Origin of the sequence: Arthrobacter sp. SLBN-122 (assembly GCF_006715165.1) — a bacterium.
GTDB lineage: Bacteria > Actinomycetota > Actinomycetes > Actinomycetales > Micrococcaceae > Arthrobacter.
Genome location: NZ_VFMS01000001.1, coordinates 4382924 through 4408149 on the forward strand (window position 1 = coordinate 4382924; position 25226 = coordinate 4408149).

Genomic DNA, 25226 nt, shown 5'->3' on the forward strand with positions numbered 1-25226 from the left:
CCGGAAGAAGCCAGTGTCCAATGCCGCCCGGCCGTTTGCAGCACCCACCCGTGCACCGTCATACGTAATGGACTCTCCAATGGCGGCGTTCTAGGTGTCCTGCCCGAACTGCTGCAAGAAGTAGGGATAGCCTGCACTCTCATCGACGATAAGGTCGATCGCAGATTTGTCCCATTCAACACCCATCTTCAGCTGCGGGTTTACTGAGGGCTTCGGAGGCTACTGCTCCCCGGAGTTGCTCGATCTTTTCGTTCAAGTAGCGCGGAATAGGGTCAACTAGATCGGAAGGAGGGTCACATAACGTGGAATCTCACAGGTTGTCTGGCGTTTCCGCATCCGGGCCCAGTTACGTCGGAGTCTCACACCTACTTGGCCAACTGTATGAACAGCTGGCCAAGTACTGTGAAGTATGGACACCTAACTTGGAAAATGGCCAAGTACCGTGGAACCTCACACCATCTACAGCAACACTTGGAAGACTTCCAACTAGCCTGGCAGCTTCTTCCATCTAGGCGCGGTTCTTCCACTTAGGTCTGCGTCTCACAGCCGGGCCGGGCCTAGAAGTCCCAGTCCTCATCCTCCGTGTTGACTGCCTTGCCGATTACGTACGAGGAACCGGATCCGGAGAAGAAGTCGTGGTTCTCGTCGGCGTTCGGGGACAGGGCCGACAGGATGGCCGGGTTCACGTCGGTGACGGACGCCGGGAACATCGCCTCGTAGCCCAGGTTCATCAGCGCCTTATTGGCGTTGTAGTGCAGGAACTTCTTGACGTCCTCAGCCAGGCCTACGCCGTCGTACAGGTCGTGCGTGTACTGGACCTCGTTCTCGTACAGCTCGAAGAGCAGCTCGAAGGTGTAGTCCTTGATCTCCTGGCGGCGCTCCGCGGAAACAGCCTCCAGACCACGCTGGAACTTGTAGCCGATGTAGTAGCCGTGCACGGCCTCGTCGCGGATGATCAGGCGGATCAGGTCAGCCGTGTTCGTCAGCTTGGCCCTGGAGGACCAATACATGGGCAGGTAGAAGCCCGAGTAGAACAGGAAGCTCTCCAGCAGCGTGGAAGCAACCTTCCGCTTCAGGGGATCGTCACCCTGGTAGTAGTCCATGACGATCTGGGCCTTCTTCTGAAGGTTCTCGTTCTCGGTGGACCAGCGGAAGGCCTCGTCGATCTCCTTGGTGGAGGCCAGCGTGGAGAAGATCGAGGAGTAGCTCTTGGCGTGCACGGACTCCATGAACGCGATGTTCGTGTACACGGCTTCCTCGTGAGGAGTCAGGGCATCAGGGATGAGGCTGACAGCGCCAACCGTTGCCTGCACAGTGTCCAGCAGGGTCAGCCCGGTGAAAACGCGCATGGTGAGCTGCTGCTCAGCGGGCGTCAGCGTGTTCCATGACTGGACGTCGTTGGACAGCGGCACCTTCTCCGGCAGCCAGAAGTTGTTGACCAGGCGGTTCCAGACGTCCACGTCCTTGTCGTCCTGGATACGGTTCCAGTTGATGGCCTCGACGTGGCTCAGCAGCTTGACCTTCTCGGTCATGTCATCCCCTATGCGTTGGGTGGTTTTTCTCTAAGTTAAAGCGTACGACGGCGGGCGGGCACCCGCCGTCGTACTTCACTAGTTAGTTGAAGAACCAACTAGAGCATGCAGCTGACGCAGCCCTCAACCTCGGTCCCTTCCAGCGCGAGCTGGCGGAGACGGATGTAGTAGATGGTCTTGATGCCCTTCTTCCAGGCGTAGATCTGGGCCTTGTTGATGTCACGCGTGGTGGCGGTGTCCTTGAAGAACAGCGTCAGGGAGAGGCCCTGGTCCACGTGCTGGGTGGCGGCGGCGTAGGTGTCGATGACCTTCTCGTAGCCGATCTCGTACGCGTCCTGGTAGTACTCCAGGTTGTCGTTGGTCAGGTAGGGCGCCGGGTAGTACACGCGGCCCAACTTGCCTTCCTTGCGGATCTCGATCTTGGACGCCACCGGATGGATCGAGGAGGTGGAGTTGTTGATGTAGGAGATCGAGCCGGTGGGCGGCACGGCCTGCAGGTTCTGGTTGTAGATGCCGTGCTCCATGACGGAAGCCTTCAGCGCCAGCCAGTCAGCCTGCGTGGGGATGTGGACGTTCTTGAACAGCTCGCGGACCTTCTCGGTCTGCGGCACCCACTCCTGCTCCGTGTACTTGTCGAAGAACTCGCCCGACGCGTACTTGGACTTCTCAAAGCCGCCGAACGTTTGGCCGGTCTCGATGGCCAGCATGTTGGAGGCACGGACCGCGTGGTACACCACCGAGTAGAAGTAGATGTTGGTGAAGTCCAGGCCCTCTTCGGAGCCGTAGTGGACGCGCTCACGCGCCAGGTAGCCATGCAGGTTCATCTGGCCCAGGCCGATGGCATGGCTCTGGTCGTTACCCTTGGCGATGGACGGCACCGAGGTGATGTTGGACATGTCCGAGACAGCCGAGAGCGAGCGGATGGCCGTCTCGATGGTCAGGCCGAAGTCCGGCGAGTCCATGGTCTTGGCAATGTTCAGCGAACCCAGGTTGCAGGAGATGTCCTTGCCGGTGTCGGCGTAGGAGAGGTCATCGTTGTACGTGGTGGGCTGCGAGACCTGGAGGATTTCGGAGCACAGGTTGGACATGATGATCTTGCCGTCGATCGGGTTGGCCCGGTTCACGGTGTCCTCGAACATGATGTACGGGTAACCGGATTCGAACTGGATCTCGGCGAGGGTCTGGAAGAACTCGCGGGCCTTGATCTTGGTCTTCTTGATCCGGGAATCGTCCACCATCTCGTAGTACTTCTCGGTGACCGAGACGTCGGAGAAGGGCATGCCGTAGACGCGTTCGACGTCATAGGGCGAGAACAGGTACATGTCCTCGTCCTTCTTGGCCAGCTCGAAGGTGATGTCCGGGATGACAACGCCCAGGGAGAGGGTCTTGATGCGGATCTTCTCGTCCGCGTTCTCCCGCTTGGTGTCCAGGAACCGGTAGATGTCCGGGTGGTGCGCGTGCAGGTACACCGCGCCGGCACCCTGGCGGGCACCGAGCTGGTTGGCGTAGGAGAAGCTGTCTTCGAGGAGCTTCATCACGGGGATGACGCCGGAGGACTGGTTCTCGATCTGCTTGATGGGCGCGCCCACTTCTCGGATGTTGGTCAGCGCGAAGGCCACGCCGCCGCCGCGCTTGGACAGCTGCAGGGCGGAGTTGATGGAGCGGCCGATCGACTCCATGTTGTCCTCGATACGGAGCAGGAAGCAGGAGACCAGCTCGCCGCGCTGCTTCTTGCCCGCGTTCAGGAACGTGGGGGTGGCCGGCTGAAAGCGGCCCTCGATGATCTCGTCCACCATCTGCAGGGCAAGCTGCTCGTTGCCGCGGGCCAGATGCAGGGCAACCATGCAGACGCGGTCCTCGTAGCGCTCCAGGAAGCGCTTGCCGTCGAACGTCTTCAGGGTGTACGAGGTGTAGAACTTGAAGGCGCCCAGGAAGGTCTCGAAGCGGAACTTCTTCTTGTAGGCGCGGTTGAACAGGTCACGGATGAAGTTCATCGTGTACTGGTCCAGCGTCTCGCGCTCGTAGTAGTCATTCTTGACCAGGTATTCGAGCTTCTCTTCCAGGTCATGGAAGAACACGGTGTTGTTGTTCACGTGCTGCAGGAAGTACTGGTGGGCGGCCTCGCGGTCGGCGCCGAACTGGATTTCGCCGTTGGGACCATAGAGGTTCAGCATGGCGTTCAGCTCGTGGTAACCCAGCCCCTTGTAGGCGGCGGGCATCTCAGGCTTCTGGGACCTGGTTACTTCTGTGTCTGCGACAGTCGTGTCCAAAACGTGTCCAATCCTTGGTTGACCCGGGTAACGTCTTCCGGCGTTCCCATAAGTTCGAATCGATAGAGGTGGGGTACCTGGCATTTGGCGGCGATGATGTCCGCGGCCATGCAGTAGTTGTCCCCGAAGTTTGTGTTGCCGGCACCAATCACGCCGCGGAGCAGTTTCCTGTTCTGCGGGTTGTTGAGGAACCGGATGACCTGCTTGGGAACCGAACCCTCTCCCCCGGTGCCACCATATGTGGGCACCACCAGCACGAACGGCCGGGTGGCGAGGAGGGGTGCGTCCTTCGGATAGAGCGGGATCCGGGCCACCTCGCGGCCAAGCTTCGCGACGAAGCGGCTGGTGTTCTCGGATGAGGAGGAAAAGTAGATGAGCTGGCTGCCGGTGGAAACCGGTGCAGCCTCATTCCGGGGTCCGGCCGGCGGGGACACCTCCACGCGCTGAGCCGCGTGGATCGGAACAACCTGGTGAATTGGTAAGGCCTCGTGGTCATGCTGTGCTGCTGGTGCTGCCACGTGAGTCACCTCAGCTGGTTGATGGTTGCCGGCAGGAAAAGCAGAACTCCTAGGCCACGGAGGAAACGGCGGAAAGTGCCAGTTCCTCGATCTTGTCGGGGCGGAAGCCTGACCAGTGGTCCTGGTCGGTGACAACAACGGGCGCCTGCATGTAGCCCAGTGCCTTCAGGCGCTCGAGTGCCTCGGCGTCCTGGGAGATGTCAACGCTCTGGTAGGTGATGCCCTTCTTGTCGAGCGCGCGGTAGGTGGCGTTGCACTGAACACAAGCAGGCTTCGTGTAAACCGTTACGGTCATTGTCCCTGTCCCCTTAGTTGAAATCTTTGCTGGTTCGGTGTCCCCGTCCAGCTGTATGTAGATACTACATGTAGTGCAGACGCCTCTTTGGAACCCCAAGATGATGTATTACAAGTATGTCATTTAATGCACCTTTAATCCACAGGCAGGAGCCGTAAAAATGCCCGTGATCGCGGGTTTTTTGCGGTCTGGGTCCACACCCTGTGGAGTACTTAGCCACATTTAAAGATCAGCGTGTCGCCAGGCAGCGGCGTGTCGCACTCCGTTTCCCGGCATCAGGAAAGGGTCCCCGACCACTACATGTAGTGGTCAGGGACCCTCAGGTTCCGCACGCTGCGCGGAGGCTTTGCCGGCCGCCCGGAGCCGGCTTACCGTTTGGCCCGGTTAAGCCTGGCGATTGCCGTGGACAAGGCAGTGGCGAAGCCGCACCACGCTGCATAGGGGGCCAGCGAGACGCCCGCCGTTCGGTTCAGCCGGTACGTCCGGCGTACCAGGTCGGCACTGCTGGCTGCGAGGAGAGCGGCCTCGGCTGCTGCCAGCCAGGGCCTGCGGGAGCGCCAGAAGAGCCAGCTCCACGATGCATTGAGGACAAGGTTTGCGGTCAGTGCACCTTGGTAGGCACGCACCTCCCGGCGGTGGTCCTTCCTGACGGGGCCGGGACTGTCGTCAGCCCTATCCAGTTCAGCAGCCCGGTCCAGCGCCACCGCGGACGTCACCGCAAGGTCCGCATACAAGGCTGTCCACACCACCGGGAAGGCGATGGCGGGCGGCTGCCACTCCGGCTTGCGCAGCCCCAGGTACCAGCTGCTCTGCGGATCCGTGGCAACTCCGCCGGCCGCGGCAGTGGCCACCGTCGCCGCCGTCGTCCATGCCAGTGTCTTCAGTTTCATGCCCGAATCCTCCCTCTTGCTCCTCCCGAATGCTAGAGCTGCGCCTCCCGGCGGTCCAGCACGATCTGCTGCACGTCCAGGTAGCCGGACTGGAAGCCGGCGCGTGAGTAGCAGAGGTAGAACAGCCACATCCGCTGGAAGACGGCGTCGAAGCCGAGCTCCCCTACTTCCCGTGACCGGGACAGGAACCTTTCCTCCCAGAGCCGCAGGGTGGCGGCATAGTGGTCGCCCATTCCCATGCGCTCCCGCACCCGCAGGGTGGTGTGCTGCTGGGTCACGCCCTCGATGGCGCGGACGGACGGCAGGAATCCGCCGGGGAAGATGTACTTGTGCACCCAGGTGTAGGCGTTGCGGGTGGCCAGCATGCGCCCGTGCGGCATGGTGATGGCCTGGATGGCAACCTTGCCGCCGGGTGCCAGGGCCCGGTCGATGGTCTGGAAGTAGATGGGCCAGTACTCATAGCCCACGGCCTCGATCATTTCCACCGACACCACGGCGTCGTACTCGCCTTCCACGGCGCGGTAGTCCTGCAGGGCCACCGTTACCCGGTCCGCGTATCCGGCATCCTCGATGCGTTCCTGCGCCAGCGCCTGCTGTTCGCTGGACAGCGTGACGCTGTAGACGGTGGCGCCTCGCACAGCGGCACGGAGCGCAAGTTCGCCCCAGCCGGTGCCGATCTCCAGCAGCCGCGTCCCCTCACCGACCCCGGCCTTGTCCAGCAACCGGTCGATCTTGGCCTGCTGGGCCTCGGCCAGGAAGTCCCAGGACACGGTGGAGAGCTGCCCCGCCCTGTCCGGGAACAGTGCCGAGGAGTAGCTCATGGTGGCATCCAGGAAGTTCAGAAACAGATCGTTGGACAGGTCGTAGTGCCGGGAGATGTTGCTGCGAGTGTTTTGTTCGGCGTTGCGTTCCTGGCGGGGGGTCCGGGGCAGGTACAGCGAGCGCAGTTTCTGCAGCGGCATGGGGATCAGCGTGTCCACGGAGGCGGCGAAGACTTCCAGCAGCGCGGCGAGGTCCGAAGCTTCCCAGTCGCCGGCCATGAAGGATTCGCCCAGGCCGATCAGGCCGTTGTCGCCGATCCGCGCCTCGAAGGCGTCGGGGCGCAGCATGGTCATCCTAGGGGCGTCCGGTCCGCCGGTTCCCAGGACGGAGCCGTCCGGGTATTCAACGCGCAGCGGCAGCCGCTTGACCGCGCCCTTGAACAGCAGCCCAGCAGCCTTTCCGGCGAGCTCGGCCTTCAGGCCCGACGGCGGCTGGGCCACACCGGGCCACAGGTCAGGATCGATGGTGGCCGGCGCCGCCGGTACCCCGGTTGCGGTCCAGGCTTCGGGCACGCGTCGGGTCGGATCGCCGCCGGCCTTCTCTTCCAGACGGCCTGCGGTGGTGCCGTTATCGTCCGTCATGGTCATTGAACTGCCTCCTGTGAGGTGTGGTGTGGTCTGGCGACGACGGGCAGGCGTCTTGCCCAGAGTTTAATGCCCTGTACCCGGATCAGGGCGGATACCAGCAGCGGCGCGGCAGGCGCCGCGAAAGCCGCTGCCAGGATGTTGCGGCTGGTGGCAGCCCGGCGCCGGCCGTCCATGGTGGCGACGAAGGGCCGGTGCCCCTCCCGCTCCAGGATGATGGAAACGGCCAGCCGGTCCCCCGGCGCCGGGAGCTTCATCCGGTACTCGCCGTCGACGTCGTTGAAGGGTGAAACGTAGAACGCCTTCGGCACCGAGGCGCGCGCGGAGGGATCGGTCCGCAGCAGGTAGCAGTGCCGCTCACCGTAGGTATTGTGGACCTCGGCCACCACGCACTGCAGTTCCCCGCTGGAGCGGTAGCACCAGAACAGGGTGAGCGGGTTGAAGACGTAGCCAAAGACCCTGGCACTGGTGAGCATGTGGATGGGACCGCCGTCGGGCTCCATTCGTTGCGTCCGCAGGTACCGCTCCACGTTGGCCCGGATGCCGGCGTCGGGATCTCCCAGGTGGTCCGCGGCGCGGAACACCGCCAGCGGCCGGAGCAGGAACGGCAGGCGCGGAAGCTGGTCCACGTCCACAAACCAGCTGTAGCTCCGGTAGGTGAACGCATTCTTTAAGGGACTGCGCCGCACATGGGATATGGATGTGCGGTAGATCGAGGCGTCCATGGTCATGCGGGTTCCGGGGCGAGCAGTTCCCGCTCCCCCTCGCCGAAGGACTCCGCGGAGTCCTCCGCGCGGACCACAGGCCAGCTGCGGCCAAGTTTCTCGGCGGCGCGCAGGCCGGAAAGGGCGCCGTCCTCGTGGAATCCCCAGCCAAGGTATGCCCCTGCATAGGCGATCCTGCTGTTGCTCAGCTCCGTGATGGCCTGCTGGGCCTGTAGAGATTCCGGCGTGTACTGCGGGTGTTCGTAGACCATGCGCTCCAGCACTGCAGTGTCGCCAATCAGCTCCGACTCCCCCAGGCTCACCAGGTAGGGCTTGCCGTCCGCGGGGCTCAGCCGCTGCAGCCGGGTCAGGTCGTAGCTCACCAGGACCTTGTCCGGGCGGGCGTCGCAGGTTGGGAGCCGGTAGTTCCAGGACGCCTTGGCGTTGTCCGCGGCCGGCAGGACTGCAGGGTCCCGGTGGAACACCGTGTGGTTAACCGAGTACGGCATCCCGCCCAGCGCCTCCTTCTCCTCGGGGGTTGCGTCGGCCAGGAACCCGAGCGCCTGCGCAGGATGGGTGGCAATGACGACGGCGTCAAAGTCTTCCAGCCCGCTGTCCGTTGCGAGCTCCACGCCGTCCGGCAGGCGCCGGATGGCGGTGACGGGTGTGTTGAGCCGGACGTCGGCCAGCGTCGCAGCGAGCTTTTCGACGTACCGGGCTGAGCCGCCGGTGACGGTGCGCCACCGCGGCGAGTCCTTAATGCCCAGCATGCCGTGGTGACCCAGGAACGTGAAGAGGTACCGCGCGGGATAGGCCAGGGCGGTGGTGGAATCGCAGGACCAGACTGCGCTGACCACGGGGGTCATGAAGTGGGAGATGAAGTAGGGGCTGAACTTCTCCCGTTCCAGGAATGCGCCAAGCGTCAGTTCCGGCGTCTCCGCTTCGTCGCTGACAGCCGACGGCGGCGCGGTCATGAGCAGTTCCCGCGCCTTCCGGTAAAAGCGGGTGACCTCCAGCAGCATCAGCAGATAGCGTCCGCGCAACAGGCTGGAGGGCCTGGCGATGATGCCGCGGGCGCCGTCCCGCGCCCCCGCGTATTCCAGCCCGCAGCCGTCGCAGCGGATGGACATGCTCATCTCCGAGTCCTGGGTTTCGACGCCAAGCTCGGCGAACAACCGCAGCAGCGTGGGATAGGTCCGTTCGTTGTGCACGATGAACCCGGTGTCCACCCCCATGGTGCTGCCATCGGGCTGGGGCATGTCGTGGGTGTGGGCATGGCCGCCCAGTCTCGAATCCGCCTCAAACAGGGTGACGTCGTCCTGCCGGTTCAAGACGTAGGCCGCCGTCAATCCGGCCACGCCACTGCCGATCACGGCGATGCGGCGCCGGCCGCCTGGACTTCCTGCTGGGTCAAGTGACAATTCATGCTCCTCTGCTGAACATTTGCCGCTGGGCTGGGTATACAGACGGTTGTTCGGTGCGGTACCGCCGGCGGATGGGTGCAGTACTGTGGGCTGGTGGTAAATCCAGTGCACCTGAAGACCCTCCTTGAAGTCACGCGGCTGGGCTCGTTCGCTGCAGCAGCGGCAACCCTCGGCTACACGGCCTCGGCCGTGTCCCAGCAGATGTCGGCTTTGGAGCGGGAAACGGGCGTAACCCTCTTCCAGCGTTCGGCGCGCGCCGTGATTCCCACGGAAGCCGCCGTCGTCATGACCCGGCACGCTGCCAAGGTGCTCACGGACATCGAGGCACTGATGGCCGCCGCCTCAAGGACGCAGGATTCGGAAAGCCAGGAACTGCGGCTGGGGATCTTTCCCAGCCTGGCCACGTACGTCCTGCCGCGGATCCTGAAGAACCCGGCGTGGAAGAAACTTGGAATCGACCTGCGGGTGTCCGTGGCTGAACCCGGCCAAACCATTCAAGGACTCCGCACCGGCGGCGACCTGGACCTCGCCGTCGTGTTCCAGGTGGGCCAGACCGGTTTCGCCTGGCCCAACACCATCAACCGGCAATGGATTGGTGACGACGACTTCCGGGTGGTGCTGCCTGCCGGCTGGGGTTTCCGGGCCGACGCGAAGGTGGCCGCTGACCATCTCTCGGAGATGCCGTGGATAATGCACCACCCCGGCACCAGCGACGCCATGGTGATCGAGCGGCTGTTCGCGGGCTGCAACCTGCACCCAAGGGTGGTGGCGCACAGCGATGATTTCCATGCCAGCCTGGAGATGGCCGCAGCAGGCCTGGGGGCCGCCCTGGTTCCGGAGCTCGCGTTACGGAACAAACCGGCCGGCGTGGTGGTGCTGGACGTCCCTGAGATCCGGTTGGCGCGGAACGTGTTCGCACTGCTGATCAATGACCGGAAGACGGCGCGGGTGCAGCTTTTCGTTGACCTCCTGGCCGAAACCCTCGCCGGGATGCGCACCGCGGTCAATTAGGGCATAACGCTGGAATGGTCTGCCCTTGGGGTCTATGTTGAGAATATGAACAAGGTAGCGAGCCAGCACTTTGGGGAGATCGAGCTCAACCACGGCATGGATCATCTCTTTGCCGCCAAGCATGAGCTGCGAGGCCACCCGCTGGAACTCGACCTGAACATCACCGGCCACGACAACTTCGACGAAGCCGCGCTGCGCAAGGTCGAGTACCGGCTGCGCTTCCTGCCGGAACTGGTGGACGAGGTCCGCGAAATGATCGCCGAGGAACTTGAGCAGGAAGGCACCAGCCCCCAGGAGTACCTGCACTTCCACTGCAACGCGCTCAAGGACGAGCACCTGCACAAGGTGTTCGGCGTCCAGGACCGCAAACAGCTCACCAACGAGGTGTTCCTCAAGGCCCTCAAACTCGGCCACGTGGCCATCTACCCCGGCCAGCCCGAACGCTACTTCGTCATGGATTTCACCCTGGGCGAGCACTTCACGGATGAGGTCCTGGTGGCCTCCGCCGACCAGGACGGCGTGGTGGACGACGAGATCGTCTGGGAGTCCTGAGCCCGCCGGCACCTTTAAAATAGCGCCCCGGTACTAAGGATGGTGGGCGGTCATGGCTGTGGTTGATGACAGGCGTGGAACCTGGCGCCTGGCTTCGTCGCTGCTGCTCGCCGGCGTCGTGGTCTCAATACTTGCGGGCCTGCTGCATGCGGAGTCCCACGACGCGAACGACCATCTGGAGTCCTTCACCGCCTATGCCAACAGCGGCATCTGGACCCCGGTGCACCTGGGCCAGTTCGTTGGCATGGCGTTGGTTGGCGCCGGGCTGGTTTCCTTGGCCACCGGGCTTGCTTCCCGAGGCACCGCACCCGGCGTCCAGCTGCGCCCACTGGGGTGGACCGCACGGTTTGGTGCGGTTTCCGCCGCTGCCGCAGTTGCCCTTCATGCGGCCCTGCAGGCGGTGGATGGGGTGGCCTTGAAACAGGCGGTGGACGCCTGGGCTGCCGCTCCGGATCCGGAGAAAGCCGCACGCTTTGCCACGGCTGAGGGCATCCGCTGGCTGGAATGGGGAATGCGCAGCTACCAAAGCATCCTGCTGGGCGCCGCCCTGGTGCTCGTGGGGGTTGCTGTGGCCGCGACGCACCACGTGCCCCGCATGATCGGCTACCTCATGGCGCTGTCCGGACTGGGCTACCTGGCGCAGGGGTGGATCATCGGGGAATCCGGATTTTCCGCCGGCAATGCCCTACCCACGCTGGTCAGCATCCTGGCAATCGTCATTTCTGCCATTTGGCTGGCCATCAGCACCTGGCGGATGAAGGAACAGACGCCGAGACCGTCCGGGAGCCCTGAATCGATTGCTCCGTAAACGTCCTTTTGGGCGCTCAAAAGGGCAGTTACGGAGCAATGGATGGTTAAAGCACGACGGCGGGTGGTCACCCGGGTTTCCCCGGTGACCACCCGCCGTCGTACTTTTCTGTTTAGTGCTACTTCGCTGCTTCCAGCAGTTCCGCCCGGACCGTCTGCGTGGCCTTGACCAGGTTGCGCAGGGACTCTTCGGTCTCGGCGTAGCCGCGGGTCTTCAGGCCGCAGTCCGGGTTGACCCAGAGCTGGCGGGACGGGACGTGCTTGACGGCGGTTGCCAGCAGCTCGGTGACTTCCTGCTCGCCGGGAACACGCGGTGAGTGGATGTCGTAGACACCCGGGCCCACGCCGCGGCCGAAACCGTGGGACTCGAGGTCGTGGACAACCTCCATCCGGGAGCGGGCAGCCTCAATGGAGGTGACGTCCGCGTCCAGGCCGTCGATCGCGTCGATGATCACGCCGAACTCCGAGTAGCAGAGGTGGGTGTGGATCTGCGTGGAGTCGGCGGCACCTGCGGTGGCCAGGCGGAAGGAGTCAACGGACCACTTCAGGTAGTCCGCCTGGTCAGCCTTGCGCAGCGGGAGCAGTTCGCGCAGGGCGGGCTCGTCCACCTGGATGACCTTGATGCCGGCGGCCTCGAGGTCCGCGATCTCGTCGCGGAGGGCCAGTCCCACCTGGTTCGCGGTTTCGCCCAGCGGCTGGTCATCGCGGACGAAGGACCAGGCCAGGATGGTGACCGGACCGGTGAGCATGCCCTTCATCGGCTTGTTCGTGAGGGACTGTGCGTACTTGGCCCATTCCACGGTGATGGGCGCACTGCGGGTGACGTCGCCCCAGAGAATGGACGGCCGGGTGCAGCGTGAGCCGTAGGACTGAACCCAGCCGTGCACGGTGACGTCGAAGCCTTCAAGGTTTTCGGCGAAGTACTGCACCATGTCGTTGCGCTCCGGCTCGCCGTGTACCAGGACGTCATAGCCAAGCTCTTCCTGCAGCTCCACCACACGCTTGATCTCGTCCTTCATGAGCTGTGCGTACTGTTCGTCGGTCAGCTCACCCTTGTTGTTCCGGGCGCGCGCTGACCTGATTTCGGCGGTCTGCGGGAAGGAGCCGATGGTGGTGGTGGGCAGTGGCGGCAGGTGCAGCGCTTCCTCCTGGGCGGCTTCACGGACCGAATATTCGGAGCGTGAGAAGTCTGCCGCGGTGAGGGCCTCTGTGCGGGCACGGACGTCTGCGCGGCGGACGCCCTCGGCGGTGGCGCGGGAAGCGATGACGGCGGTTGCCTCGTCGATCGCAGCCTTGGCGGAAGCGGGATCGGCCAAGTAAGCGGCCAGGGCCTTGACTTCCACGGCCTTCTGGTCCGAGAACGCCAGCCAGCCGCGGAGCTGTTCTGGGAGCTGGGTTTCCTCGGCAACGTCGTGCGGGACGTGCAGGGTGGAGGTGGACGTGGAAACGGCCACCTTTCCGGCGGCGGCCTTCAGTTCGTCCAGCTTGGCGGCGGAGGCAGCGAGGTCGTTTCGCCAGATGTTGTGGCCGTCCACGACGCCGGCAACCAGGGTCTTGTTGCCAAGTCCCGCCAGCGCGGCGGCGGACGGAACGGCGCCCTTGAAGACATCGATGTGCAGGGCGTCGATGTTGGTGGCGGTGAGGGTGCCCAGCTGCCCGTCCAGCGAGCCGTAGGGGGTGGAGACGAGGATCTGCGGGCGGTTGGCTGCAGCGGTCAGTACCTCGTAGGCGCGGGCCACGGCCGCCTCGACTTCGGCGGCCCGGGTGTCCTGGTCCACCACCAGCGCGGGCTCATCGAGCTGGACCCAGCTGGCACCGGCAGCGGCGAGCTTTTCCAGCAGCTGCACGTAGACCGGCAGGATGTCCTCCAGGCGGGACAGCGGGGCAAAGCCGGCGGGGGCGTCGTCTGAAGCCTTGGACAGCAGCAGGTAGGTGACCGGGCCCACGATGTAGGGGCGGGTCTCGATGCCGTTGGCCAGGGCGAACGCGAACTCGTCAACCTTGGCCGTGGAGGCCAGGGTGAACCCGGTCTCCGGGCCGATCTCCGGCACCAGGTAGTGGTAATTGGTGTCGAACCACTTGGTCATTTCCAGTGGCTGCTGTTCCTTGTTGCCGCGGGCCAGGGTGAAGTAACCGTCAATGTCCAGCTGGCCTTCACCGTTGAGGAGTTTGCCGAACCGGGCGGGCACGGCACCGAGGTGGGCGGTGGTGTCCAGGACCTGGTCGTAGTAGGAGAAGGTGCCAGGGACAGCGGCAGCTTCGGTCAGGCCCAGTTCCTGCAGGCGCTTGGCGATGGCCAGCTGGATGTCCTTGGCAGCGGCGTCCAGGGCGACGGCGTCGATCTTCCCGGCCCAGTAGGCCTCGACGGCCTTCTTGAGCTCGCGGCGGCGGCCGATGCGGGGGTAGCCGAGGAGTGAGGCTGCCGGGAAGGGGGTGCGGGCGGTGTTCTGTTCAGTCATGGGGTACTCCTAAAGGTTGAGTAACTGTGGAGGTGGGTATCGAGGGCGTGCCTGAATCAACGCAGCACGGATGGACGCGGCATGTACTAACGCTGCGCGGTTGAATGGAAACTATTGGGCGGCGCGGGCGGCCCAGGGGCCCAGCGGGTCAGCTGGCCAGCTGGCCGCGGACGCTGGATTCGCGGCGGCTGCCGGGACGGCTGCGCCGCGGAAGGGCCAGCTTGTCCAGCACCTCCAGCGCACTCTGGTGCTCATTGAAGGTGTAGATGTGGATGCCGGGAGCACCCGCATCAAGGGCCGCATTCGCCAGGTCAACCGTGGCGTCGACTCCAATGCGGAGGCGTTCGGCGTCGGTATCGGCCGCAGCAAGCCGTGCCATCAGCTGCGGGGCCGGCTCCACCCCGGTCAGTTCGCCCAGCCGGTTGAGCCGGCGGAGGCTGGTGAGCGGCATGACGCCGGGGATGATCGGGATGGTCACGCCGGCACGGCGGGCCCGGGTGAGGAGGTCGGCATACTGCCTGGTCTCGAAGAACACCTGGGTGATGGCGAAATCGGCGCCGGAGCGCTGCTTCGCAAGCAGCACCTCGACGTCGTGCTCTTCACTGGGTGACTCCGGATGCCGCGTTGGGTACGCCGCCACGCCCACTGCGATCTTTCCGGCGCAGAGCAGGGCCGAACGGCGCTGCTCCACACGGCGGATGAGTTCGATCAGGTCCTGGGCGTACCGGAGGGACCCGCTGGCAGGGGCGCTGGCGTCCTTGGGAAGGTCGCCTCGCAGGGCAAGGATGCCCCGCACCCCGGTGTCCAGCAGTTCGCCGACTATGCCGGCGAGTTCCTGCGGGGTGTTGCCCACGCAGGTGAGGTGGGCCAGCGGCCGCAGCGTGGTTTCGAGCAGGAGCCGGTTGATGAGTTCGACGGCGGTGTCCCGGTTGGATCCGCTGGCGCCGTACGTGACGGAGACGTAGTCCGGTTCAGTTGCTTCCAGCTCGCGGATGGTGGTCCAGAGCGTCTCCGCTGCCGCAGGCGAACGCGGCGGGAACAGCTCATAGGAGAGCGCCACCGGAGCGGTGTCGGAAAGGTTGGGGTGTGCGTCGATCAGGCTTGGTGGTGACATTTGCGTCCTTGGCTTTGGGCCATTGGGCTCTCCGCCCGAGAGAACAGGTCAGGGAGCCGGCAATGAATTTGAGTTTGGGGAACACGGAGGGACTCCACGAGGACGCAGCCGCGACTGTTACGCCTTGAATGAAGTAGTCCGTGAGCAAATGTCAGGCCCACATGGGGGCACCCACACCCTCCGCAACGGAGGATCGCTGACACGTTACCGCGGTAACTTGTCTACGACTCTAGGGGGCCGTGCGGGGTCGGTACAAGTCGGCGCCGAATTAAGACGCACTTTTACGGGCTGTTTCGGATGGCAACAGAATTTCCTTCGCCGGGAGGGCCTCCTACCAAGGCCGGTCCGGGGCCGTCCCATCTTCGTTGTCCAGGTATTCTTCCCGTTCGCGCCCGCTGTTCCGCTCCCGCTGGGCCTGCCGCGAACTGTCCTGGAGCTGGTCCAGTTGGCCCTGCCGGGTCTCGGCCGGCCCGTCCTCGGGGGATTCCTCCCCCGCTCCGCCCTCTGGGCCGGCGGGCTGGCCGGCTGCGATCTTTCCCTCCAGCCGTTCCCGGGCTTCCGCCAACCGCCCGGCCGCTCCCGCTTCCGCATCCGGAGACAGGCAACCTTCCGGCGCCTGGCCTGCGGTTGCCAGGGCTTCCCTGAAGAGCGGAAGGGCCGACGACGGGTCGCCGGCCTGGAGCCGCAGGTCGCCCAGGCGTTCGATCACCAAGACAAGGTTCACCCTGACCAGGCATTCGTCACCTGAGCCGGCGGGGACCATGCCCAGCGCCTGGTCGAACAGCTGCCGTGCGCTGCCGTAGTCCCCTGCCAGCACCGCGGCGTCGCCGGCGGCAAACGGCATATTATGCGGCTCTACCAGGTTGGCCACGCCCAGGCCATGGGCCGCAGCATCTACGGCGGACTCGTTTCCTGCTGCAAAGCCGGACGCGGCACGATCAGCCAGCACCCCAAGGCTGAGGAGTTTGGCGGCGAGAAGCAGCACCAGGAGAACCGGAACCGCCGACCAGAGCAGCAGGCGGCGCCTGTGGGCCTTGGCGTTCACCGGACCCCTTCCTTTCCCGGCCGGCCAGGCAACCCTCGGAGCTGCCGGATGATGCCCACCGCTTCCGGCAAGGCCAACAGGAAGGCGCCGGCGGCGAAAATCCAGTACAGCTCGGCTCCAACCGCCAGCGGGTCCTTTCCATCCGCCCGTTCCACCTTGCCCGGGCGTGCCTGCTGCATCATGTCCGCCACCGGTGCGCCGGCGGCGCGGTGCACGTAGGGCAGGCCGAGCTGTCCGGCAAGGTTCCGCAGCCGCTCCTCGTCGATAACCGACACTGCATCACCGCTGCTGCCGGCCCTGTTGTCCTGCAGGTACGCGCCGCCGTCGTTCTCCTGCGCGGCGTTTTCCTTCGATGCGGTGCCCTGCAGTCCGGTGTTCTCTTTCATCCGGCCGCCCGCGGCCGTGCCGTAGCCCAGCACAGCTCCCCCGGCCACCAGCCCGCCGTCCACCGTCATGGCCTCGGAGTCCCCGGCGCTGGTTTGTTCACCGTCTCCCAGGTAGTACACCAGCCGGGGCCTGCCGGGGTTGCTGTCACGGGCAGCGCTCAACCGCTCGGACAGCACCTGCCTGGCTGCCGTGATGCTGCTGCCTTTGGCATAGTCAGTCACCTGGGGTTCCAGGACATCCGTAATGGTTTCCAGGGCCAGCGTATCCGTGCTGAGCGGCATGCGGACGTGCGCCGTGGTGTCGAAGGTGATGACCGAAAAGCGCGCGCCCGGCAGTTGTTCGGCGATGGCCATGATGTCTTTCCGGACGCCCTCCAGCCGCGGGCTGCCGTTGCCAAAGTCCTCGGCCACCATGCTCGTGGTGGTGTCCACCACGAAGAACACGTTGAGGTCCGTGGTGGCAGCCCGCACCGATCCACCGGGCAGACCAGGCCGCAGGGCCGCCACCAGGACCAGCAGGACCACCGCTCCCCGTCGCAGCCACGCCCTGCCCAGGCGCCCGGATCCCTGCAGCCGCCACAAGACCGCATACAGGGCCAGGGCTGACAACAGCCCAAGAGCAAGCGGCAGGCCGGGTACGTCCGAGAACACTGCGCGCGCCGCCCCCTGGATCGCCGCCGTTTCGGTCTGCTCCACGGCGTTGACGATTCCCGCCACTGCATCAGCGTTGTCCAGGGCGTAGTACAGGCCCCCGGTTGATTCCGCGGCAGCACGGAGTTGGGCCCCCGGCTGGTCAGGACCACTGCCGTAGTCCAGGTCGCCCGGGTTCAGTGCGTGAACGTGGACGGACCGTTCCCGGGCCACCTGCGCAGCCTGCTCAAGAGACATGATCGGCTCGCCCGAGAGGAAATTGTCAGTTGCCAGCACCACTGACCGCGAGCGCTGCGGTACGCCTTCCTGCCCGGTACCTCCGCCGGCTTCGCTGGGGGTTTTGCCGCCGTGGCCGGGGAAGCTGTTGAGGCAGGATGCCAGGCCGTCGCCAATCAGCGAGGACCCCCTGCCGCTCCAGGTGCCGTCGAGGAATCCGGAGCTGCCCGGCTTGCCGTCGAACGCGTCCTTCGCGAGATGGAGCTGCTCCTGGGCGTAGGCGTAGTCGTCGGTCAACGGAAAGACCTGGATGGCGGTGCTGTCGAAGATGGTCAGGCCGATCCGCTCGCCGTCGAAGGTCCGGGCAAGGCCGGCAAAGACATCCACCACTGCCGCGTCGGCGCTGCTCATGGAACCGGAGGTGTCCAGGCAGAGCATGATGTCGCGGTTGTGCTGCTCAGGCCGGATGGTGGACACGTCAACCGGCCGTGCCGCCGCAACCGCCGTGGAGGCCAGCAGCAGGGCGCAGGCTGCGCCGGCCAGGAGCAGCCGCCGCCGGTGCCGGCGCAGGGCTGCTTGGTACTCCGGCAGCGCGGTGAGCCTCTCCACATGGGCCACCGGCCGCCGTCGTATGTTGGACATCCGGTTGCTGCGCAGCGCAACCCATGCCGCCACTCCTGCCGCAGCGGCTGCAACCGGCAGCAGCCACCAGAACATCAGTTCCACGCGCGCACCGCCGCCGAGGCTTGTGCTGCCGACACGGTGACGGACGGCAACGGGCCGGGACCGAATTCGGCCGGGTACAGGGCTTCAACGACGCTGGCCGCCGCCGGAAGCGGGTGACGCGCCAGGTCCTGGTGCGTCATCCTGGTGGCGTCCACACCGGTGGCATCGCGGACGAATCCGCGCAGCAGCAGGCTGATGTGCTGGTGCGCCGTGCGTTCCTCAAGTTGCCCGGCAGCCACCGCATCCTCCACATCCTTGATGCGCTGCAGGCAGGCGGCTTTCAGGGCCGGCAGGTCTGTCAGGGCGGACCGGACCGGCGCAGAGCTGCCCTGCGTGGACCGTTTGGGGACGTGGGTGGAGGCAAGCACGAACACGAACCAGCCGGCCACCAGGGCGAGCAGTGCCATACCGCACCAGAGCCAGGCGGAACTGTATTGCAGCGGGCCATAGAATCCGGGATCAGCCTGCACGCCGGTGCCTCTCCAGGAGGGCGAAGAGACCCGTGATGACATCCGCGCTGCCCGCCACTTCCCCCTCAGTGATCCCCGCGCCCTGCAACATTGCCCTCCGCGCCGCGTCACGCTCTTCCATGGCCGTCATATAGGCGGCGTTCACCTCCGCCGACATGGCCGGCTGCCAGGCCAGCAGCGCGGAATCAGCCACACTGTAGGAGTCCGCGGCAGCGTGGGAATTCGTGTCGGCGCCGGGAGTACGTTCGGCCCCCGGCGGTGGTGCCAGCCCTGCGTCCCGAATGGTCAGCCATAGGATCTCGTGCTGGGCGCGGAGCCTGCGCAGGAGTTGGCCGGTGGCAGCGTCTGCGGCAATTTCGTCCGCAACAACGAACAGCAGATGGCGGCCCTTGACGTTGCGCGCCGTGTACTCGAGTTGGTCCTGGATCCTGCTGGGTGCCGCCTTGAGGTTCGTGTGGGAGTCCACATGCCCCAGCAGCCGTTCCAGGTGGGCCTCGCCTCCCTTGGCCGGCAGGGAACGGGTGACCGCCGTATCACCGTATACAAGGCCCACCAGGTCGCCGTGCCGGTGGGCCAGGTAGCCCAGGACCCCCAGCGCCAGCACGGCGATGTCCTTCTTCACTTCCCCTGATAGCGCCTCGGCTGCCATGTTGCGCCCTGTATCGGTGACCAGCAGGACAGTCTGCCGGCGGACGGCGACGTACCGCCTGATCAGGGGTGAGCCGTGGCGCGCAGAAGCCTTCCAGTCGATATCGCGGACTTCATCTCCGGGGACGTAGGCGCGCAGGTCATCGAAGTCCAGGCTGCGGCCCCTGAAGACGGAACCGTATTCGCCGTCGAGCATGCCGCGGGCTTTGCGGTGCGCGAAGATGGCCATCTTCGACTTCACCCGCTGGAGGAGACCGGCCATGGGGCGTCAGGGGGTCTGGACGGCGGCGACGACGGCGTCAATCACCGATTCCACCGGCACCTGCTCGGCCACCGCGTCAAAGTTCAGGATCAGCCGGTGCCGCAGCACCCGGTGGGCCAGCACCTTGACGTCCTCCGGGATGACGTGGTCGCGGCCGTTCAGCAGTGCCACGGCGCGGGCTGCCTGGCTGAAGGCGATGCTGGCACGGGGGCTGGCGCCAAACTCGATGAACCCGGCAAGCCTGGCATCAATGTAACGGGAGGCGTTCCGTGTCACATACACCAAACCCACGATGTAGTTGATCACCGCCGGATCGATGTAGATGCGCCTGGCCAGGTCCTGGATCTCCCGGATGGCATCAAGGGAAGCGGCCGCCGGCGGCTTCTGTTCGGGGGTGAAGACGCCGGCGTCGATCCGGGCGATGATCCGGGCTTCTTCCGCGGGACTGGGGTAGTCCAGGACGTCCTTGAGCATGAAGCGGTCCATTTGCGCCTCCGGCAGCTGGTACGTGCCCTCCTGCTCGATGGGGTTCTGCGTGGCCAGGACCAGGAACGGCGACGGGAGGCGGTAGTCCTGGCCGCCGATGGACGTCTGGCGTTCCTGCATCGCCTCCAGCATGGCGCTCTGGGTTTTGGCGCTGGAGCGGTTAATTTCATCGAGCAGCACAATGTTGGCGTGGACCGGGCCCAGCTGCGTGTGGAAAGTTCCCTTGGCGGCGTCGTAGATCTGGGTTCCCACGATGTCGCTGGGCAGCAGGTCGGGCGTGCACTGGATCCGGCGGAATTCGGCGCTGACGGCGTCAGCCAGCGTTTGAGCCGCGGTGGTTTTGGCCAGTCCCGGGACGCTCTCGAGCAGGATGTGGCCGCCGGTCAGCAGGCCCACCAGCAACGATTCCCGCAGCCGGGACTGCCCCACCACCTTGGCCTCGAAAGTGCGTGAAATGTTGGCGGCCACCTGCTGCGCCCTGGCCAGCTCCGCAGGCTGGATTCTTGCGGGCACGCTGGTCGAAAGCACTGGTTCTCCCCCTGAAGACGGTGACGGGCGTGCGGTCCGGAAGGCCGTGTCCCGTCCGCCATCCTATCCAAGCCCGGGAGCCCGAACCCGGCAATGGGCACCCCTCCCCATGCAGGCCCCGCGGGTCTATCCTTTTGCCATGATCGAGCTTCCAGCCAGTTACAAGGAATATCTCGCCGGCAAGAGCCAGATGTTCGTCGACACCGTTAGGCCGGTCCTGATGCAGTCGGCGGCGGAAAAGCTGCACGGCGTGCGGGTGGTCAACAATCCCACCGGCCACCAGGCCCATCTCGACGACACCCTGCCGTTCGGCGTGGTGTTTGAGGATATCGACTAACCCCTGACTGCACCCGCAAGGGCCAGCGAATTTCCGGCACCCCGCGCCACGATGACGTAAAGAGCCAGGACCGGGATCGAATAGAGAATTGAGAATGCGGCCAGCTGGCCGTAGGCAACTGCTCCATGCTGGCCGAAGAAGCTGAAGATCGATACCGCTGCGGGCTGCCTTGCCTCGGACAGCAGGAGTACGAACGGAACGAAGAAGTTCCCCCACGCCTGGATGAACACGAAGATGAACACCACGGCAAGGCCCGGGCGCATCAGCGGCAGCACGATCGAACGCAGTGCGGCCAGCCGGGAGGCGCCGTCCACCCACGCCGCCTCCTCCAGCGCCAGCGGCACGGCGTCCATGAAGTTCCTGGTCATCCAGATGGCCATCGGCAGGCTGGTGGCCGCCAGGAAAAGCACCGTTGCGGGCAGCGAATCCAGCAGCCGGAGCTGCACGAAAAGCCCGTACACCGGCACCATGATGGCCGTGGCGGGAAGGCACGTGCCAAAGAGGATGCCGTACATGAACGGGGTGTTGAAGCGGGACCGGTAGCGGGACAGGGGGTAGGCCGCGAGCACGGCCGCCGCCAGGGTGACCACCCCTGTCCCCGCGGACAGCAACAGGCTGTTCCACAGCGGACGAAACAGCAGTTCAGGGGTGAGCACGGCGGCGAAGTTGTCCAGGCCGGGCCGCTGCGGAACCTTGGTGCCGTGCCCGGCGGCCGGATCCACCGAACCCAGCACCAGCCACAACAGCGGCAGCAGGAAGCAGGCACCAATCAGCAGCAGGGCCCCGTCTGCCCACGCATTGCCCCGCGTGTGGCGCGGAGCGGGCCGGCGGCGGGGCTGCTGGCCGGGGCGTTGCCGTGCCGCCTGTTGCGGAACCGTCACGGCTTCCGCTCCCTGAGAAGGCGGAGATAGGCCGCCCCGAACACGGCGCCAATCAGGATGAGGACCGACGCCACGGCGGTGCCATAGCCGATGTCGCCGAACTTGAAGGCTTCCTGGTAGGCCAGGACGGGCAGGGTGGTGCTGCCATTGGCCGGTCCGCCCGCGGTCATGACCCAAATCAGGGTGAAGACCGCCAGGGTCTGCAGCGTGACCAGCATCAGGTTGGTGGCGATGCTGCCCCGGATCACTGGCAGCGTAATGAAGGCCAGCCGCTGCCAGGGCCCGGCACCGTCCATGTGCGCGGCCTCGGTCAGCTCCGCCGGGACTCCGTTGAGCGCGGCCCGGTACACCAGCATGGAAAAAGCCGTTCCGCGCCAAATGTTGGCCAGGATCACGGCGGCCATGGGCACCGTATAAAGCCAGTCCGTTTCCGAGGCCCCGAAATTGCCCAGCAGTTGGTTGAGCGTGCCGTCACGGCTGAAGAATGCATAGGCGGCGAACGCGGCCACGATTTCCGGCAGCACCCAGGCGGCCACGACGGCGGTGCCAACAGTTGCCGAGACAACGGGACGTGCGCGGCGCATGAGGACGGCAAGGGCCAGTCCCAGCACGTTCTGGCCCACGATGGCCGAGCCCGCGACGAACAGGACCGTCAGCGCCAGTGAGAGCGGGAAGACAGGGTCCTGCAGGAGCCGCTGGTAGTTCTCCAATCCCACCCACTCGGGGTTCCTGGCGGAGCGGCCGGTGAGCCCGGCGTCGGTCAGCGAGGAATGGAACGCCCACAGCACAGGGCCGGCAAGGAACACCAGCAGCAGCAGGACGGCAGGCAGGACGGGGAGGTAGCGGAGCAACTGCCGGGTCCGGTGGTTGGCCGCCACCGCTACTTCCGGATGGTTTTGTCGCCACCCACAATGCCGGCCACGGCTGTGTCATAGTCGGCCGCGGCCTGCTCGGGGGTCCTGCTGCCGGTGATCACAGCCTCGGTGGCTTCCTGGACTGCGGCGGAAATCCGTGGATAGTCGGAAGTGGCGGGCCGGTATTTGGTGACGCTGACCAAACCGGATACGTCCTTCACAAACGGGTTGGCGGACTGGTAGGCCGGGTCAGCGGCCACGTCGGACCGGACGGCGATCTGTGAGCTGGCCACCGTGAACGCCAGCGAGTTCTTCGCGTTGAGCGCCGTGGTGAGGAAATTGAAGGCAAGATCGGGCTGCTTGGTTTCCGCACCCACGGCCAGGGTCCAGCCGCCGGACATGCTGACTGCGCCGGGGGCGCCGCCGTTCTGCGTGGGGAACGGTGCCACGCCCATCTCCTGCTCGTACCCCGGCCAGGCATAGCTGCCGCCGTCCTGCCAGAACGACGGCGCGTAGGAGCCTTCCACGGTTGCCCCCAGTTTTGCTTTCGGGAACCATTCGCCGAATACCTTTTTCCAGACGTTCGGGTCCAGCGCCTCGGCTGGCGCCACCGCGAGGTTCTCGCTGTAGAGCGTCTTGAGGAAAGTCAGGGAGTCCTTGAAGCCGGCGGAGCCGACAACCCACTTTTTCGAGTCAGGGTCATAGAGGCCGGCGCCGGTTCCGTACAGGAGTTCGTAAAACCCCTGCATGACAGTCCCTTCACCGGTGCCCTTGCCGGCATACATGTTGAAGGGGATCACGCCAGGGCTGGCGGCCTTGATCTTCCTGGCCGTGTCCAGGATGTCCTGCCAGCTGGACGGCCGCCATGGAAGCGCCACGCCTGCGGCCTCAAAAATTTTCATGTTGTACCAGATGGCCCTCGTGTCGGTGCCCAGCGGCACGGCGTACGTGCCGCCGTCGTCCGCTTTCCCCGCCTCCTTGGCGGCGTCGTCGAACTTGTCCCACTCCCCCCATCCTGCCAGTCGGCTGTCCAGGTTCAGGAGGTAGCCGGCGTCCACGTCGGAGCGGACCTTGAAGGTGTCCTCGTAGAAGACATCCGGCGCCGTGGAGGGTGACCGCAGGGCGAGGGCCAGCTTTGTACCGTAGTCGTCGTCGTTGCCCTGGATGGGCTGCAGCTCCACGGTGACGCCCTGGTTCGCCGCTTCGAACTCCTTCTTCGCGTCCTGGAACATGGTGTCCAGGGCCGTGAACGAGTCCGTCTTCTGGTAAGCCACTTTGATGGTCTTGTTTCCCTCGGCCGGATTTCCGGGGGTGCAGGCCGCGAGCGTCAGTACTGCGGCGGCGAACAGGGAGACTGTTTTCGATGCCCGGCGAAGCATGTCCGGTCAGCTTTCCAGCAGGAGCCGCTGGGCACGGGGCGCCAGGGTATGTTCAAGGACCAGGGACGCGGCGCCGATGGCTCCGACGTCCTCCCCCACGCCCGTGCCCACAACCTCGATGGGGTGAATCAGCCGGACGTCGCTGTTGGCATCCAGCAGTGGCGGAATCCGCTCCAGGTAACGCTCCGCCAGCCCGCTCCAGAAGGGGCCGCCGAAAACGACGCGTTCCACGTCCAGGGTGTTGGTGACAACGGAGACGGCCCGGGCCACCAGGACGGCGGACTTGTCCAGGATGGCCGCGGCACGTCCGTCCCCGCCGTCGGCCAGTGAGCACAACCGGGAGAAGCTTTGCTGGACTTCGGCACCGCTGTTTCCTGCGCGGGAGCCGTCCAGGATCCCCACTGCTTCCGCCTCCGCCACCAGGACCTGCGGGATGCAGGAGGACTTCACGCAGCCGCGCAGGCCGCAGTCGCAGGGTGGCCCGTCCGGATCCACGATGATGTGGCCTATCTCCCCCGCGTTGCCGGACGTGCCGCGGACCACTTCGTCGTTCAGGACGATGCCGCAGCCGATGCCTGTGCCCATGTACATGAAGATGAAGCTGCCGGCGCCGCTTGGCCCGCCCGCCCACGTTTCCGCCACCGCGGCGCTGGTGACGTCCTTGTCAACGAGTACGGAGTAGCCGGTGGCCGCGGCCAGCGCTTCGCGCAGTTCCACCCTGTCCCAGCCAGGCAGCAGCGGCGGATCCACCACGGTGCCGTTGTCCAGGTCGATGGGCCCGGGGGCCGCCACGCCCAGGCCGGCGATACGGCTGCGGTCCACACCCGAATCCGCGACGAGCTGGTCGATTTCCGCGGCGATGGTGGTGATCACGGCGGACGGGTCATTTCCACCAGGGGTCTTGATCCGCGAGTGACGGACCACCGAGCCCACCAGGTCCAGCACCACGAACGTGGTCACTGCCGGGTCCAGGTGGACACCCAGGGCGTACATGCCGCCGGGATTCAGGCGGAGAATGGTGCGCGGCTTGCCCGGGCCGCTGCCCTCCTTGCCTGCCTCGACAATCAGGTTCTGGTCCAGCAACCGGCGCGAAATATTGGAAATGGTCTGCGGGGACAGGCCAACAATCTGGGCCAGCTCCACCCGGCTCAGGCCGCCGGACGTCCGGCGGATCGCATCAAGGATGACGGTGAGGTTGAAATCCCCCATCCTGGGCAAGTTGGTTCCGCGTCTCGGAGAAGATTGGCGCATCTCAGACACTGTGTCCCCTAAACGTCTTCGGCTACCTCGTGATGGTGATGCTTTGAATCGTACGTTACCGGCGCGTCGCCGCCCATATGCTGGTCAGCGGCGCGGCGGAGCATTGTCTTCCCGC

At 65.3% G+C, this 25226-nt stretch carries 23 protein-coding genes; 4 read left to right on the forward strand and 19 right to left on the reverse strand.

Features of this window, described 5'->3' with window-relative positions:
* Positions 1-557: 557 nt before the first annotated feature.
* From nrdF to FBY36_RS20145, 8 genes are all read right to left on the reverse strand, one after another.
* Positions 558-1532, reverse strand: a complete 975-nt coding sequence (gene nrdF / locus FBY36_RS20110; RefSeq protein ID WP_142122302.1) for a class 1b ribonucleoside-diphosphate reductase subunit beta — start codon at positions 1530-1532, stop codon at positions 558-560.
* Positions 1533-1630: 98 nt separating this feature from the next.
* A complete protein-coding gene (gene nrdE, locus FBY36_RS20115; protein ID WP_142122733.1) occupies positions 1631-3751 on the reverse strand; it encodes a class 1b ribonucleoside-diphosphate reductase subunit alpha in 2121 nt (706 codons plus the stop codon).
* Positions 3752-3771: 20 nt separating this feature from the next.
* The gene (gene nrdI, locus FBY36_RS20120) at positions 3772-4242 is read right to left on the reverse strand and encodes a class Ib ribonucleoside-diphosphate reductase assembly flavoprotein NrdI (protein WP_142122734.1); all 471 of its coding nucleotides are present in this window, start codon (positions 4240-4242) and stop codon (positions 3772-3774) included.
* Positions 4243-4369: 127 nt separating this feature from the next.
* Positions 4370-4615, reverse strand: coding sequence for a glutaredoxin-like protein NrdH (gene nrdH / locus FBY36_RS20125; protein WP_013601222.1), 246 nt, complete (start codon positions 4613-4615; stop codon positions 4370-4372).
* A 368-nt stretch (positions 4616-4983) separates the two neighbouring features.
* On the reverse strand, positions 4984-5505 hold the full coding sequence (locus FBY36_RS20130; protein ID WP_142122304.1) for a TspO/MBR family protein: 522 nt from the start codon (positions 5503-5505) through the stop codon (positions 4984-4986).
* 32 nt (positions 5506-5537) lie between these two features.
* Positions 5538-6914 (reverse strand): class I SAM-dependent methyltransferase, encoded by a 1377-nt coding sequence (locus FBY36_RS20135; protein WP_200830541.1) that lies wholly within the window; start codon positions 6912-6914, stop codon positions 5538-5540.
* Entirely contained in the window at positions 6911-7642 is a 732-nt protein-coding gene (locus tag FBY36_RS20140; protein WP_142122306.1) for a DUF1365 domain-containing protein, read from the reverse strand. Before FBY36_RS20140 ends, FBY36_RS20135 begins: the two co-directional genes overlap by 4 nt.
* On the reverse strand, positions 7639-9036 hold the full coding sequence (locus FBY36_RS20145) for an NAD(P)/FAD-dependent oxidoreductase (RefSeq protein ID WP_142122308.1): 1398 nt from the start codon (positions 9034-9036) through the stop codon (positions 7639-7641). Before FBY36_RS20145 ends, FBY36_RS20140 begins: the two co-directional genes overlap by 4 nt.
* 96 nt (positions 9037-9132) lie before the next feature.
* On the opposite strand from FBY36_RS20145, the gene FBY36_RS20150 reads away from it, so the two are divergent.
* Genes FBY36_RS20150 through FBY36_RS20160 form a run of 3 tightly spaced genes read left to right on the forward strand, consistent with a single transcriptional unit; the run spans position 9133 to position 11410 of the window.
* Positions 9133-10050 (forward strand): LysR family transcriptional regulator, encoded by a 918-nt coding sequence (locus tag FBY36_RS20150; RefSeq protein ID WP_056336315.1) that lies wholly within the window; start codon positions 9133-9135, stop codon positions 10048-10050.
* A 45-nt stretch (positions 10051-10095) separates the two neighbouring features.
* On the forward strand, positions 10096-10602 hold the full coding sequence (locus FBY36_RS20155) for a DUF2004 domain-containing protein (protein WP_142122310.1): 507 nt from the start codon (positions 10096-10098) through the stop codon (positions 10600-10602).
* Positions 10603-10654: 52 nt separating this feature from the next.
* Positions 10655-11410, forward strand: a complete 756-nt coding sequence (locus tag FBY36_RS20160) for a hypothetical protein (RefSeq protein WP_142122312.1) — start codon at positions 10655-10657, stop codon at positions 11408-11410.
* 118 nt (positions 11411-11528) lie between these two features.
* Here FBY36_RS20160 and metE read toward each other — a convergent pair whose 3' ends face one another.
* From metE to FBY36_RS20195, 7 genes are all read right to left on the reverse strand, one after another.
* Entirely contained in the window at positions 11529-13868 is a 2340-nt protein-coding gene (gene metE / locus FBY36_RS20165; RefSeq protein ID WP_142122314.1) for a 5-methyltetrahydropteroyltriglutamate--homocysteine S-methyltransferase, read from the reverse strand.
* Positions 13869-14016: 148 nt separating this feature from the next.
* Complete coding sequence (locus FBY36_RS20170; RefSeq protein WP_142122316.1) at positions 14017-14982, reverse strand: methylenetetrahydrofolate reductase; 966 nt, start codon at positions 14980-14982, stop codon at positions 14017-14019.
* Between the two features lie 331 nt (positions 14983-15313).
* A complete protein-coding gene (locus FBY36_RS20175; protein WP_142122318.1) occupies positions 15314-16027 on the reverse strand; it encodes a hypothetical protein in 714 nt (237 codons plus the stop codon).
* Positions 16024-17997 carry a vWA domain-containing protein gene (locus FBY36_RS20180; protein WP_142122736.1) on the reverse strand — a complete coding sequence of 658 codons (1974 nt, stop codon included), beginning with the start codon at positions 17995-17997 and terminating at the stop codon, positions 16024-16026. The genes FBY36_RS20175 and FBY36_RS20180 overlap by 4 nt, the downstream gene beginning before the upstream one ends.
* Entirely contained in the window at positions 17997-18413 is a 417-nt protein-coding gene (locus FBY36_RS20185) for a hypothetical protein (protein ID WP_235008917.1), read from the reverse strand. The genes FBY36_RS20180 and FBY36_RS20185 overlap by 1 nt, the downstream gene beginning before the upstream one ends.
* Positions 18414-18465: 52 nt before the next feature.
* Entirely contained in the window at positions 18466-19386 is a 921-nt protein-coding gene (locus FBY36_RS20190; RefSeq protein WP_142122322.1) for a DUF58 domain-containing protein, read from the reverse strand.
* Positions 19387-19392: 6 nt separating this feature from the next.
* On the reverse strand, positions 19393-20400 hold the full coding sequence (locus FBY36_RS20195) for an AAA family ATPase (RefSeq protein ID WP_142122324.1): 1008 nt from the start codon (positions 20398-20400) through the stop codon (positions 19393-19395).
* 139 nt (positions 20401-20539) lie between these two features.
* Between FBY36_RS20195 and FBY36_RS20200 the strand changes: the two genes are divergently transcribed.
* Entirely contained in the window at positions 20540-20737 is a 198-nt protein-coding gene (locus FBY36_RS20200; protein ID WP_307089705.1) for a hypothetical protein, read from the forward strand.
* On the opposite strand, the gene FBY36_RS20205 is transcribed toward FBY36_RS20200, so the two are convergent.
* From FBY36_RS20205 to FBY36_RS20220, 4 genes are all read right to left on the reverse strand, one after another.
* Complete coding sequence (locus FBY36_RS20205) at positions 20734-21516, reverse strand: carbohydrate ABC transporter permease (RefSeq protein ID WP_142122737.1); 783 nt, start codon at positions 21514-21516, stop codon at positions 20734-20736. The genes FBY36_RS20200 and FBY36_RS20205 overlap by 4 nt on opposite strands.
* 98 nt (positions 21517-21614) lie before the next feature.
* On the reverse strand, positions 21615-22496 hold the full coding sequence (locus FBY36_RS20210) for a carbohydrate ABC transporter permease (protein ID WP_142122328.1): 882 nt from the start codon (positions 22494-22496) through the stop codon (positions 21615-21617).
* 2 nt (positions 22497-22498) lie between these two features.
* The gene (locus tag FBY36_RS20215) at positions 22499-23851 is read right to left on the reverse strand and encodes an extracellular solute-binding protein (protein ID WP_142122330.1); all 1353 of its coding nucleotides are present in this window, start codon (positions 23849-23851) and stop codon (positions 22499-22501) included.
* A 6-nt stretch (positions 23852-23857) separates the two neighbouring features.
* Positions 23858-25060: an ROK family transcriptional regulator gene (locus FBY36_RS20220; RefSeq protein WP_142122332.1), complete on the reverse strand. Its 1203-nt coding sequence runs from the start codon at positions 25058-25060 to the stop codon at positions 23858-23860.
* Positions 25061-25226: the final 166 nt, after the last annotated feature.